This is a genomic window from Streptomyces sp. NPDC055966 (genome assembly GCF_042269865.1).
Taxonomy (GTDB): Bacteria; Actinomycetota; Actinomycetes; order Streptomycetales; family Streptomycetaceae; genus Streptomyces.
The window spans coordinates 263,242-276,408 of sequence record NZ_JBHJYK010000007.1; the positions used below are offsets into that span (position 1 = coordinate 263,242).

The 13,167-nt window shown below is 67.4% G+C and carries 10 protein-coding genes and 4 pseudogenes; 6 read left to right on the top strand and 8 right to left on the bottom strand.

The window, feature by feature from the left end; all coding sequences use genetic code 11:
* Positions 1-38: 38 nt before the first annotated feature.
* Positions 39-1,769 (bottom strand): PQQ-binding-like beta-propeller repeat protein, encoded by a 1,731-nt coding sequence (locus ACFC8N_RS17535; protein ID WP_376288681.1) that lies wholly within the window; start codon positions 1,767-1,769, stop codon positions 39-41.
* Between the two features lie 425 nt (positions 1,770-2,194).
* Here ACFC8N_RS17535 and ACFC8N_RS17540 point away from each other — a divergent pair.
* From ACFC8N_RS17540 to ACFC8N_RS17550, 3 genes and pseudogenes are all read left to right on the top strand, one after another.
* A pseudogene (locus tag ACFC8N_RS17540) lies at positions 2,195-2,395 on the top strand (transposase); the annotation flags it as partial.
* Positions 2,396-2,721: 326 nt separating this feature from the next.
* Positions 2,722-3,996: a low temperature requirement protein A gene (locus ACFC8N_RS17545; RefSeq protein ID WP_376288682.1), complete on the top strand. Its 1,275-nt coding sequence runs from the start codon at positions 2,722-2,724 to the stop codon at positions 3,994-3,996.
* 81 nt (positions 3,997-4,077) lie between these two features.
* Entirely contained in the window at positions 4,078-4,311 is a 234-nt protein-coding gene (locus tag ACFC8N_RS17550; RefSeq protein ID WP_376288683.1) for a hypothetical protein, read from the top strand.
* Between the two features lie 90 nt (positions 4,312-4,401).
* On the opposite strand, the gene ACFC8N_RS17555 is transcribed toward ACFC8N_RS17550, so the two are convergent.
* The 7 genes and pseudogenes from ACFC8N_RS17555 to ACFC8N_RS17585 all read right to left on the bottom strand — a co-directional run.
* Positions 4,402-5,079 carry a GntR family transcriptional regulator gene (locus ACFC8N_RS17555; protein WP_376288784.1) on the bottom strand — a complete coding sequence of 226 codons (678 nt, stop codon included), beginning with the start codon at positions 5,077-5,079 and terminating at the stop codon, positions 4,402-4,404.
* Positions 5,080-5,295: 216 nt separating this feature from the next.
* Positions 5,296-6,243: a beta-ketoacyl-ACP synthase III gene (locus ACFC8N_RS17560; RefSeq protein ID WP_376288684.1), complete on the bottom strand. Its 948-nt coding sequence runs from the start codon at positions 6,241-6,243 to the stop codon at positions 5,296-5,298.
* Positions 6,244-6,396: 153 nt separating this feature from the next.
* Positions 6,397-6,525: a hypothetical protein gene (locus tag ACFC8N_RS17565; RefSeq protein WP_256255804.1), complete on the bottom strand. Its 129-nt coding sequence runs from the start codon at positions 6,523-6,525 to the stop codon at positions 6,397-6,399.
* Complete coding sequence (locus tag ACFC8N_RS17570; RefSeq protein WP_376288685.1) at positions 6,500-7,837, bottom strand: OFA family MFS transporter; 1,338 nt, start codon at positions 7,835-7,837, stop codon at positions 6,500-6,502. The genes ACFC8N_RS17565 and ACFC8N_RS17570 overlap by 26 nt, the downstream gene beginning before the upstream one ends.
* 197 nt (positions 7,838-8,034) lie before the next feature.
* Positions 8,035-8,217, bottom strand: a pseudogene (locus tag ACFC8N_RS17575) (IS110 family transposase); the annotation flags it as partial.
* Positions 8,218-8,334: 117 nt separating this feature from the next.
* A complete protein-coding gene (gene ltrA, locus ACFC8N_RS17580; protein ID WP_376288686.1) occupies positions 8,335-10,077 on the bottom strand; it encodes a group II intron reverse transcriptase/maturase in 1,743 nt (580 codons plus the stop codon).
* A 665-nt stretch (positions 10,078-10,742) separates the two neighbouring features.
* Positions 10,743-11,346: pseudogene (locus ACFC8N_RS17585) on the bottom strand (IS110 family transposase); the annotation flags it as partial.
* Positions 11,347-11,589: 243 nt separating this feature from the next.
* On the opposite strand from ACFC8N_RS17585, the pseudogene ACFC8N_RS17590 reads away from it, so the two are divergent.
* The 3 genes and pseudogenes from ACFC8N_RS17590 to ACFC8N_RS17600 form a co-directional block, all read left to right on the top strand.
* Positions 11,590-12,144 (top strand): annotated as a pseudogene (locus ACFC8N_RS17590) (RHS repeat protein); the annotation flags it as partial.
* 80 nt (positions 12,145-12,224) lie between these two features.
* Entirely contained in the window at positions 12,225-12,662 is a 438-nt protein-coding gene (locus ACFC8N_RS17595; RefSeq protein ID WP_376288792.1) for a hypothetical protein, read from the top strand.
* Entirely contained in the window at positions 12,662-13,129 is a 468-nt protein-coding gene (locus tag ACFC8N_RS17600; protein WP_376288687.1) for a hypothetical protein, read from the top strand. Before ACFC8N_RS17595 ends, ACFC8N_RS17600 begins: the two co-directional genes overlap by 1 nt.
* Positions 13,130-13,167 lie beyond the last annotated feature (38 nt).

Genomic DNA, 13,167 nt, shown 5'->3' on the forward strand with positions numbered 1-13,167 from the left:
CGAGCGCGGCGAAGGCTCAGGATCCGTGCCTGGCCGACCTACTCACAGCGGCACCCGCCTGTCGGGCCGGACGAGGGCGGAGTCGGGCCGGAGGACGGCAGAATCGGGCCGGCAGCGGGCGGGTCCGCGGTGCCGAAGGCCACCAGGTGGCCGTCCCCGGTCCCCACATAGACCCGGCCGCCGCTAATGGCGGGAACCACGAAGCCGTACGTCGTACCGATCGGGAAGGAGCGGCGCAGATGCATGACACCGTTCACGGGCACCGCGTCATAGACCCGCAGTGCACCACCGGCGCCGCCGCCGGAGCCGGACCAGACCGCCCAGACCAGCGCAGAACCGCTGGACGTTCCGTTGGAGGTGACCACGGGAGAACCGGAGCCATAACCGAAGCCCTCGTTGCTGGTGCCCACGCTGGTCAGGGTCGGAATGCCGGAACTGTTCACCCCGAACTTCAGCGCGCGCAGCGGCGAACGGGCGTTGCCGATCTTGGTAGCCACGGTGTACACGTAGCCTCCACCACCGCCCCAGAAGGCGGGGTGACCCCAGACGCCCTCGAAGGGTCCGGCCACGCTCACCGGTTTGTCCGTGCCGTTCGGTCCCTGGCCCATGCCACCCAGGTTGTCCCGGTCCAGCAAGAAGACCCGGCCGTCCTTGCCGACCTGTACCAGCAGGTGCGGGTGCGCGGCGGTACCGAAGCCGTCGGGCAGCGCGACCGGCCCGCCCGAGCCGAGGTCGGTGTCGTTGCTGTCCAGCGTCCGGTTGTTGGCCGGGCTGAAGAAGTCCCGCGCCGAGAGACTGCCATTGCTGTTCACGCCGAGCCGGACCACCGACTCGCCGAAGTGGCCGGGCGGCTTGTTGCCCGGGCCGGGACTCGGCGAGGAGCCCGTGCCGCCGCCGTTGCCGGTGGTGAGGAAGATCCGACCGGAGCCGTCCGAGACCAGGCCGCCGCCGCTCTGCCAGATACCGGCCTGCTGCTTGTCGGAGCCGGCCTCGTCGGACCACAAGGTCAGGCTACGGCTGCTGGTCTTCACCCCGACCACCTGACCGACGTACGGACCGGTGTCACAGTGGGAGGCGAAGGCCGCGTACACCGAGCCGTTCAGCAGCAGCAGACCCGCACGCTGCAAGGAGGTGAACGCGTTGAACGGGTGGCCGGGGCTGTTGGTCGGCGTGCCCTGGATCCGCACCGGCCAGCCCGCGCGCTCGGCGCCGGTGGAGGCGTTCAACGCGTGGAAGTACCAGTGCGGGTGCTGCACATCCGCGCCGTCATTGACCTTGCTGGTGAGGTAGACGGTGTTGGACGACGGGTCGTACACCGGGGTGGAGGTGATCCCGTTGTACGCCGCGGGGCCGACGCAGCCGGCCTTGACCGCCGAGGTGGGCCAGGCCGGGCCGAGCTGACGAGTCCAGTTCGTCTGCCCGGTGACGGCGTCGATGCCGTAGACGTAGTTGTTCTCAGTGGCGACGACCACGTGCTTGCCGGTGACCAGCGGCTGGGCCTCCACCGCGCCGTTCACCGCGGTGGACCAGCGCTGTCCGAAGCCCGACGAGGACACCTGGGCCGGCGACAGGGCCGGCTCGTTCGCGTCCCACCCCGTGCGCCTGTTGTTCAGCGAGACGGTGGAGTCGATGGCCTGTGCCTGGGAGGCGAGCCCGAGCAGCAGCAGGCTCGCCGCTGCGGCGCTCCTCAGCCGCAGCAGCCGCCATCTGCCCTTTCCTCTTCCTCCTGCCCCGGTTCGTTGGTTCGTCGGTGACGTGAGTCGTGTCATGTGCTCCGCCCTGGTTTCGGGTCGCGTGGCCGCTCAACTCGTCCGACGCCGATTGTCATGACGCACACTCAGGCGATCAGGCAAACAGCTCTCGGCGCGACGAGGGATTCATTCCCAGGGAGCAACAGACACGGGGCGATGACACCGGCAGGGTCCTCAACTCCGCGGCGCTCGAAGCCGAGCCGGGCACCTGAGGCTACGTTCATGGCGGGCATCGCCGAGTACAACCTGAAGAAGGCGCTGGACCTGGTTCACGCCTGAATACCAACGACGTCCCGCCTCGATCTCCCATATGCCTGACCTCGAACGATGCCTCGAACGTGATCACTCGTTCGGAGATTCCGTACGTGGACACGGCCTCCGTCTGGTCCTTCGCTCCGACCGAAGAGACACCTGACCAGCACGAACGCCGTGGAGGAACGGGTCTGTTGCAACCTGGCGTCCGGCGGGAAGAGTTCGCGGTGGCGTCACGCTTTCGGGACAACTTCTCCGACTGCCTGACCCTGCGCGGGGACACGTTGTTCGAGCTGGCGGACGCGTTGCTGTGAGCGGACGGTCCGGTGACCACGCTGGTGGACCTCACGCTGACGGCCGAGCATCGGCGCGGGCATGGCGCGATGTACGACACTCAAATACGGGAACATGGAAAGCAGATGATCTAGTCCGAAATGGCCTGCCGGGGCGGCTCGATTCATTCCTTTCGGACGCCCGACGATCACCAGGGCAGGCCCGAGACGAGGTGCGACGGGGGTCAGGAGCGCCGAACTCGACGCCCCCCGAGCACGAATCTTGCCCCGAGAGCCACAGAGAGCCACTCAGAGACGCGTCACCCCGCCCCTGTAAGGGCGTACCTGTCCGGTATCCCCGCCTGAACGATTCCCGCGCCTGAGCGGAACCCGTGGTGGCTCCCCCTCTACGATCTGCACACCGATCACCGGAGGGGGAACACCGCATGCACACCACGCCGTCGGCCACGACGGCCGGGCAGCCCGAGGAGAGCGGGCGGGCCGAGGAAACCAAGGAGACCGGGGAGGCCGGGGAGACCGGTGAGGCCGGGGAGACCGGGCGCCGCGTCACCACCCTGGAACTCTTCTTCGACCTGGTCTTCGTCTTCACGCTCACCCAGCTGACCGTGCTGCTCGCGCACGACCTGTCGTTCGCCACGGCCGGCCGGGTGGCACTGATCATGGTCGTGCTGTTCTGGATGTACGGCGCCTACGCCTACCTCACCAACCAGGTGCCGCCCGACCGGCCGTCGCGGCGGCTGCTCCTCATGTGCGGTATGGCCGCGTTCCTGGTGTGCGCGCTCGCCATCCCGCGCGTGTTCCAGGACACCGGTGTGGTCTTCGGTGCCGGTTTCCTGCTCGTGGTCGCCGTCCACACCGCCCTGTACACCCGCAGCCACGGCTGGGACTCCATCTGGTACGGCGTCACCAACGCGCTCGCGGCCCTGTCGGTGACCGCCGCCGGGCTGGTCGACGGGCTCGCGGCGGACGGACTGTGGCTGCTCGCGATCGCCTTGCAGTTCGTGACGCCGTTCGTCGCCGAGCGCGGGCCTGGTCGCAGGGACGGACGCGGTACGGCGGTGCTGCGCGAGCAGCTCGGGGCCCTGGATCCGGCGCACTTCGTGGAACGGCACGGCCTGCTGCTGATCATCGCCTTCGGCGAATCCGTCATCTCCATCGGGGTCGGCATCGGCGATCTGCCGCTCACCCCGGGCCTGTTCACGGGTGCGTTTCTGGCACTCGCACTGTCGGTCGCACTGTGGTGGACGTACTTCGTGCGCGACGAGGAGGCCGCCGAGGCCGCGTTCCGGGCGACATCGCCGCCCGCGCGCTGGCGGCTGGCGATGAACGCCTACTACTACGCCTTCCTGCCGATGCTGCTGGGCATCGCCTATCTGTCAGCGGGCATCAAGACGACCCTCAGCCATCTCGCCCAACACCCGCACTGGGGACCCACGTTGGCACTCGCGGGCGGGGTGGCGCTGTTCCTCGCGGGCGACGCCGCGTTCCGGACGGCCCTCGGACTGCGTCCCGTCCGCCATCGCGCCATCGCCGCCCCGCTGGCCCTGGCCACCGCCGCGGCGGGCGTCCGCATGCCCGTCTACGGTGAACTCCTGTTGCTGGTGGCCGTGTTGGTCGCCATGCTGTCGATTGAGGCCCGCTGGTGCGCCCGTACCGCGGGCACCGGTCCGTCTCGGGATACGGCAGGCGCAGGGGAATGACGGCCGTCGAGCGGGGGGTTCCCTATCTCGCTGGTCAAAGTGGATGGGTACTGTTTCAGGGCGCCTGGAACGATGTGCCCCGTGGATGTTGATGAGTCGGTGCCAGCGGACAGGGACGGACCGGAGTGGACGGGCGTGGTGAGCCAGCGCCTGCGTTGTTGTGTCTGTGGTGGGTCGACGGATGGTTCCGAGAACTACGTGCTCGTCGAACTGACGGCACAGTTCTCAGGCGCTCGCCAATGGCTGGGTGCGCATGCGCACCACCTGAACTCCATCCTGGCAGAAGGGTTCTCCGTGGAGATCCACCAGATGTAACGGTTCCGCCCGCAGCCGGTATTGGTTGCCCTGGCGGAGCCGTGAAAACGGTGACGGGCGGGGCGGGCGCAGGGAGCTACGGCGGCCGGTTCAGGACTCGTTGCGGTGGTGGTACGAATGCCGGGTGTGCTCGGTGTGCTCGCGCATCAGCCGGCCGGCCTTCCCCTCGTCCCGCTCCTTGATGGCGAAGACGAGGTCGGAGTGCTCGGACCAGGAGGTGCCGCCGCGCATCTTGGCGACGGGGGTGTAGTACCAGCGGACCCTGCGGTCGACCTGCGCGGCGAGCTCGGCGAGGACCACGTTGCCGGCCAGCTCCATGACCTTGGCGTGGAAAGCAGCGTTCAGCGCCACGGCACGGGTCACGTCGTTCTTGGCGACCGCCGTCCGGCCCTCCTTCACGATCTCGAAGAGGGCCTCGACGCCCTTCGCGTCGGAGTTCAGGGCCGCCAGCCGGGCCGCCTCCGCCTCCAGCAGGGTGCGGACCGTGAGCAGCTGGTCGGCCTCCTCCTCGGTGGGCTCGTGCACGAACGCGCCCTGCGCGGGCCGCAGATCGACCCAGCCCTCCGTGTTGAGCCGCTGCAACGCCTCGCGGACCGGCTGCCGGGAGACCCCGAGATGCCCGGCCAGCTCGCTCTCGACCAGATGCTGGCCGGGCTGCAGGGCGCGGGTGGTGATCAGCTCCAGCAGGGCCTCGTAGACGCGCTCGCGCAGGGGGCCCGGGCGATCCAGCTTGGGCACGCTCCCCTGCGGCAGTCCGGTCGAGAACATCACGGTCCCCCTCCTGGGCAGGCCTGGCGCGTGGGCGCTGGACGCTCAGTATCGATTGTCTTTTGTCTACAGTCTACGGTGCACAAAATCCAGGCTTGTTGCATACAGTCTCCGGCCCACTGCATACAGTCCCCCGCTCACTGCATACACCTGCTCACTGCATACACCTTCCGGTCGCTCGCACACAGGCCTACCTGTCGCACCCGCCGCACCCGGTCACGGGCAGCGTACGACCTGCCCGGCGTACGACAGGTTGCCGCCGAAGCCGAACAGCAGCACCGGATCGCCGCCGCTCAACTCTCCCCGCTCGACGAGCTTGGACAGGGCTAGCGGGATGCTGGCCGCCGAGGTGTTGCCGGATTCGGTGACATCACGGGCGATCACCGCGTTGACGGCGCCGAGCTTCTCCGCGAGCGGCTCGATGATGCGCAGATTGGCCTGGTGCAGGACCACCCCGGCGAGGTCCTCCGGAGCGACCCCGGCTTTCTCACAGGCCTGGCGGGCGATGGCGGGCAGCCGCGTGGTAGCCCAGCGGTAGACGCTCTGCCCCTCCTGCGCGAATCGCGGCGGCGTGCCCTCGATCCGCACCGCGTGCCCCATCTCCGGCACCGACCCCCACAGCACCGGCCCGATCCCCGGCCCCTCCCCCGGCCTGCACGCCTCGACCACGGCGGCCCCCGCCCCGTCGCCGACCAGGACGCAGGTGCTGCGGTCGGTCCAGTCGGTGACGTCGGACATCTTCTCGGCACCGATGACCAGCGCCCGGGTGGCCGCGCCGGCCCGGACGGCGTGGTCCGCGGTGGCCAGCGCGTGGGTGAACCCGGCGCACACCACGTTCACGTCCATCGCCGCCGGCTGCGGGATGCCGAGCCGGGCCGCGACCCTGGCTGCGGTGTTCGGGGAACGGTCAACCGCCGTGGAGGTGGCGACCAGGACCAGGTCGATGTCGCCGGGGGCCAGCCCCGCGGCGGCGAGGGCCTTGGCGGCGGCGTGCGCGGCCAGCTCGTCCACCGGTTCGTCGGGGCCTGCGATGTGCCGGGTCCGGATACCGACCCGGCTGCGGATCCACTCGTCACTCGTGTCGACCATGCCCGCCAGGTCCTCGTTGGTGAGCACCCTGGCGGGCTGGTAGTGACCGATGGCGGCGATGCGCGAGCCGTTCATGACGGAGATCCCCTTGATGCCGTGCGGGTAGCGGGATCCACCAGTCTGAACAGTGACTCACGGGTACGACGGCAGGTGAGGCCACAGGATTCGGGCGTTCGAGTTGTCGGCTTCCCTCAGACCCTCGGACACCCGAGCATCCGTCCCGGACCCTCAGCCCGTGAACAGCTGCGTCGCCTTCTGCACGAGCTCGTACACCCCATAACCCAAGGGCACCGCCACCCACAGCCAGGCGAGGACGATCAGGCCCCGTCGGCTAGGCGGGCTGCTGTCGCTGGTCATCCGCGGCCTCCCTCGGAGCGGGGACATGGTGGTGACGGACATGGACGGGACGGACGAATTCGTTGGCGACGAACCCAATAACGAGCAGGCCGATCATGATGCCGAACGACAGCGTGTACAGCGACGCACCGTGCTTGCCCGCCCCCTTCTGCCGGTCGGCGATCCAGTTGACGATCAGCGGCCCGAGCACGCCCGCAGTGGACCAGGCGGTGAGCAGCCGGCCGTGGATCGCGCCGACCTGGTACGTCCCGAAAAGATCCTTCAGATACGCGGGCACGGTCGCGAAGCCGCCGCCGTAGAAGGAGAGGACGACGAGCGCGCACAGCACGAACAGCGGCTTCGCCGAATCCCCGAACAACGCGATGAGCAGGTACATCAACGCGCCGACACCGAGGTAGACGCGGTAAATGTTCTTGCGGCCGATCCGGTCGGAGGCCGACGACCAGCCGATCCGGCCCGCCATGTTGGCCGCCGACAGCAGCGCGACGAAACCGGCCGCCGCCGAAGCCGAGACCGGGGTGGAACTGTCCGCGAAGAAGTCCGTGATCATCGGAGCGGCCTTCTCCAGGATCCCGATGCCAGCGGTCACGTTCGTGCACAGCACCACCCACAACAGCCAGAACTGCGGCGTGCGCACCGCACTGCGAGCCGACACCCGCACACCGCCGGCGTCGCCCGGTCCGCTCGCGCCCGCGACCGGGGTGCCCGCGCCGGGCACCCGGACGAGGAGCACGCCGAGCGCCATGAACACGGCGTACGACAGACCGTGCACCAGAAACGCGAGGGCGATGCCATCGTTGTCACTGCCAAAGGACGAGAGCATCTGCGCCGACCAGGGCGAGGCGATCAGCGCGCCGCCGCCGAAGCCCATGATGGCGATGCCGGTGGCCATGCCAGGCCGGTCCGGGAACCACTTGATCAGAGTGGAGACGGGCGAGATGTAGCCGATGCCGAGTCCGATCCCGCCGACGAAGCCGTAACCGAGGACGATCAGCCAGTACTGCTTCGTCTCGGCGCCGAGCGCGGAGATCAGGAAGCCGGAGGAGAAGCAGACGAGGGCCACCGTCATCGCCCAGCGCGGCCCGTTGCGCTCAACGAGCGTGCCGCCGAACGCAGCCGACAGCCCGAGCATCACGATCGCCAGCTGGAAGGGCAGCGCGCTCTCGGTGCCGTCGAGATGCAGGGCGGACTCGAGGGGCGGCTTGAACACGCTCCAGGCATACGCCTGGCCGATGGAGAGATGGACCGAGAGGGCGGCGGGCGGAACGAGCCAGCGGCTCCAGCCCGGAGGTGCGAGAGGGGGGCTGCTCATGCTCGCGGACGGTAGAGCCAGGGACGGGAGTTGAGAAGGTGTGCGGTCGACCGTATGCGGTGAACGGTATGCGGGATGCGTCCAACGGTCGACCGTCGACATGACGTCGACCGGTAGGTGGCGGGCGAGGAGCCCGGCCCCCGCACGCGACGTGCGTACGTGAAGCCCACGGCTGACGCCGCGCGTCGTTGCGTTCGATGCTCACGAAACCGGGCCTCGATGAGCGCATCGAGTTCGGCGATCTCCTCGTCGAGGGCCATCACCGACTTCGCAAGACGGACCGCCATGCCGGCGGCCAGTGTCTCGCCGGGCAGCGCGGTGTGCTGGGCCTGTGCCGCCTCCAGGGCGGCATTGGCCAGAGCCGCGGCGCTTCGGACCTTGTCGGGTAGCGGGGACGCATTGCTGCGTCCCCGCCCCCTAAGAACCGGCCGTGCTCGATTTCCAAGCAACCGGCTCAAGCAAGTCCCGAGGGCATCGGGGGAGTTGGAGTCGCTGGCTCATTGCCTCCGCGAGCAATGGGTGTGTACGAGGTAGCGTGCGGCGCGACCATCCGCTCTGCTGGACTCCGGAGAGGTGATCGCGCACTTACGAATCGCCTTCCGGATGGCCCCGAGCCATTGCTCCCATGCTTGCGGGGTCTGTGGCTCGTGGTTGGTGTGCAGCAGGAGGCACCGGCAGATCGGGCACCGCCCATGCTGCGCTTGCAGTAGCCGCAGCAAGTCGGTGCTGATCGGGGGCTTTGAGCGGCGACGCCGCTTGGCCCAATAGTCGATCAGAGACGGGTCATCCGGGGACGCCCTCCCTGCAACCATTCGATGCCGGACGATCGGAGTCGAGGAGAATTTACGCAGGTAGTAACCGGTCTCCCGGCTGCCGAATACCCACCTGTCTTGCCTGGACCGGTTGAACCTGCCGAAGTACCGGGCGCTTACCCAGTGCGCCGACTTGTTCGGGTGTGAAAATCTGGCCCACTTATAGACCAGCTTCCACATGTGGTTGTCCAAAGCATTGAACGCTTGCTTGGACACCCCGATCCGGTAGTACGCGGCCCACCCTTTGATGATCGGATTGAGTTTGCTGATCACCATGTCGGCGTTCGCCCCGCGAAGGGCTACCACCTCCCGGGAGAGCCGTTTCCGGATCCGCCGCAACGCATCTTTGCTCGGCTTGGTCAGGAGCTTGCCGCGGAAGCGCCGGATGTTGAAGCCCAGGAAGTCCACGCCCTTGTCCAGGTGCGTGATCTGGGTCTTGTCCTCATTGAAGACCAGACCCCTGGGCGCCAGCCATTCAGCGAGCCGTGACTTGACCTGCTCGGCCTGGTCACGTGAGTGGCACAGGGCGAGGAGATCGTCCGCGTACCTGACCAACACCGGGGAATCCCGTGATGTATGGACGGCTCCGCTACTGGTTTCCCGGTAGCGGACCCCGGCGGCCGTTTCCATGCCGTGCAGAGCAACGTTCATCAACAAGGGGCTGATCACCCCGCCTTGTGGAGTTCCCTCCTCGGTTGGGGCGAACCGTCCGTCTTCGATCACTCCGGCCTTCAGCCACTGGGATATCAGCTCCCTTGCGGGGAAACTGCCAATGGACCTTAGGATGTGATCGTGGCTAAGACGATCGAATGCCGATTGGAGATCGGCGTCGAGCACCCACAGCCGCGTGGATTCCTTCTTGTTCGCGGTGCTGTGGATGGCCACGATGGCATCGTGGCAGCCTCGGCCCGGACGAAATCCATAGGATCTCGGCTCGAACCAGGCTTCCCATTCGGGGTCCAGTGCATTGACCGCCAGGGCCTGAAGGCATCTGTCGGCGATCACGGGAATTCCTAATGGGCGCCGGCGCCCGTTGCTCTTGGGCACGTACACCCGCTTGACGGGCCGGGGTGACCACGGCATCGCGCGTTGTTGCACCCAGTTGGCCAGTTCAGCCTTCTCTTCGGGCGCCACTACCACTTTGCCGTCGATCCCGGCTGTCTTGCGGCCAGCGTTCTCCTCCGTTACCCGCCGCACACTCAGCAGAGCATTGCTGCGGGAACGGAGCATCAACTTTTGCAGGTTCCGGACTTTCTTCAAGTCCCCTGCTTCCGATGCCGAGAAGATCCGCTGCCTCAACCTCCGTACGTCCTCCTCGACTATTCGCCAGTTCACGGCATCCCAGTCGAAGCCTCGGCCCTCAGGTCCGTTCACCACTGCATCGCTGCACTCGGCCTGAGCCTCACGCAGTTGTGTCTGGGTGTCCAACTTTTCCCTCAGTTCCGGAATTTGCGGTCAGTAGTTCTTCACGGACTCACCCGACCCGCGTCAGCACCCTTTCGGGTCAGGGCACCTGCCCCTATCCGGCCAGTTATGCCGGGCCGCTGGCGGAGGAGCCAGTACTCGGTCCGGGTTTCCTGCTGCCTTTCGGCTACCGGCATTCGCTTCTCGGGTCGTCCTGCTCCCGCTGGGGGTTGGAGCCTTCCTCACGGTCGGCCTGCCAGGTTCAGCACCTGGACCCCATCGGGGTTGTCACGTTCCGCTTGAGTGAGACGCGACCGGGGAGGGCGCCCTCTATGCCCCGGGGACGGTGGTGCGTTCCCGCCCAGTAACCGCCCCCTGGACGGCACCTGCCGCATTTCAGCAGCTTGTCCCTATCACCCGCTTGAGCTATCCATCTGCGGGCGTGCTTCTGACGAGACGTCAACGAGGGTTCAAGTACTTCACCCGTCCGGTCTTCCCCAGCCTGTAGCCCCCGGATGGAACGGGAGCCCTTGGACCCTGAACCTTGGGCTTCGCACCCCACAGTTACCCGTGGCGCACGCCAAAGCGGGGACAGTCCTCACGCACTGGACCGGGCGCTATTCCTTCAGCATCAGCTGATCCTCCTTTCGTGGTGAGCGCCACTCATCTCAAGCGACTTCGTGTCGCACGCGATTACGCAGCCAGGTCTCGATACGCTTCGCGCCGGCGCGGTGGATGGCGGTCGGTGTCTGGTATCCCGTCGGGAGAATGACGGGGCCCTTGTTGGTGAGGTCCAGCGCGCGTTCCAACGCGGGGAAGAACTCCAGCAGTTGGGCGCGGAGCCGGTTGATCTGGCGGGTGCGGTCGCCTGCGAGGCCGGTGCGGCGGGTGGTGAGGATGCGCAGGTCGACGGCTATCTCGTCGCCGGGCCGCAGCAGGCCCAGGTCGCGGCGCATGCGGGCCTGGTCGGCGATGACGAAGGCATCCTTGGCGTCGGTCTTGCCCTCACCGCGGTAGGTGCCGGACGCGCGGTGCACGGTCAGGCCAGTGAGGTAGGCCATGGGCTGGCCGTGGTTGAGCAGCAGACCGATCAGCAGCGCAGCACCGCCGTGATTGACGTCCACCGCCCACAGCACTTCCTGGTCGATGTCCAGGACGTCGCGAATCAGTTCCAGCAGGGCCGCCTCGTCATTCAGGACTCGGCGGGACAGCAGCCGCTCGCCCCGCTCGTTGATCACCACATTAGTGATGATGCTCCTTACCGATGTCCATCCCGGCCCAGATCTGGGGCACGGCCACCTCCGTCAGCTCGTCGTCACTCCATCCCGCAGACGACCTCGCCGACGTAGTCCTACAGAGCGATCAAGCCGGGCACCCCAATTGGCGGTCGAGTCGTCGCGGGGCTCCTGGCGGCCATGTTCTCTGAGCCATCCGATCGGCTGAGACGCCATCGCGCCCGCCCACGACGAGCCCGGCGAGCACGAGTTCGTCGGCACCCTCGTCCGCTCGGCGAGCGGGACCGCCTACGAGCACGACGTGCAGGGTCGCCTGGTCCGCAGAACCCGCCAGCTTCTGAACGGCCAGAGCCGCACGTGGACCTACGTCTGGAACGCAGAGGATCTCCTGACGGAGGTGGTCACCCCGGACGGCGACCGCTGGCGCTACGCCTACGACCCGCTCGGCCGGCGCATCTCGAAGCACCGGGTGGCCGAGGACGGCTCGGAGCACGACCGTACGGAGTTCAGCTGGGACGACACTCTTCTGGCCGAGCAGACCGCAGCTGACGGCCGAGTGCTGACCTGGGACTACAAGCCGGGCACCCCTCGCCCGGTGGCCCAGACCGGCCACGAGCCGTCGGCTACACGGTCGAACGCGTCGTTCCTGGCGCGGCTGGCCGAGGAGACGAACCCCGAGCGCACCGCTCGCTTCCACGCCGTGGTCACGGACCCTGTCGGTACCCCGATGGAACTGGTGTCCGCGTCGGGAGACCTGCTCTGGCAGCGCCGCACCACCCTGTGGGGCACGCGCTTCCCTGTCCCGGACGACGGCGCCGGGCCCGTCGACTGCCCGTTGCGCTTCCCGGGGCAGTATGCCGACGACGAGACGGGGCTGCACTACAACCTGCACCGCTACTACGACCCCGGGAGGCCCGGTACCTCAGCGCGGACCCGTTGGGACTGGTGCCGGCCGACAATCACCGCGGCTATGTGCGCACTCCGCTCACCTGGATCGACCCCCTCGGTCTCTCCCCCTGTAACTATGGCCTTGACGACTTGTCCCAGGCGGCCACCGGCCCCAGGAAGGGCCAGCTCTCACCGGCCGGTAGGGCACTGCAGAAACACGGCGACCCGAGCCCGAACAATCTGGCTAAACGGGGGCAAGCCCATGCCGATATTTACAATTTCGGCAAGCTCACCAACAGTGAGCGGACCGAGATCGGCAATGAGATGATCCAGGACATACTCACCGACCCGAATGTGGTCGAAAAGGTCAACACCTCGGCGTCGTCTCAATACGTGGGCATCACCCGCGACTTCAGAGTCCCCGGAGGCTGGGGCGCCCGCTGGAGTTGGCGTGGGGGCCAGCTCACTTTCGAGGGATTTCTGTGATGGCGGGACAGCACGAGACCGAACCGGCATACCGAGCAGAGGACTTCGTCGCAGATGGAGCACTGCGGGACGTCAGCGTCCTCGACACCACGATCGAGGACTGGCGGCGCATGTTCGACGGGCTGCCCGCGGTCCCGGGGAATCATGTCCTTACTTGGACGCACTCCGGCACCACGGAGAGCGGTGCCTTGGACGCCTCTGGCGTATGGTCCCGGCTTGAGCAGGACCCGGAGGAATCGGCGAGCCTGGCCATCGACATCGACGGCGTGTGGTTCACCTGCTATTTCTTCGACATTGAAGAGATCGAGTTCACCTTCGATCCCTCCGACGTGGTCGACAAGGCGACCTTCGCACCCGTTCGCGCCTTCGTGACCTGGCTGGGAACGGCGACGGGCCGAGAAGTCATCGTGACGATGGAAGGCACCGACCACGCTGCCATGCCTGCCCTGATCCGGTGGCGGCCATGAAGTTCGTCAAGCATTGACCCGGAAGCCACTGATCAAGG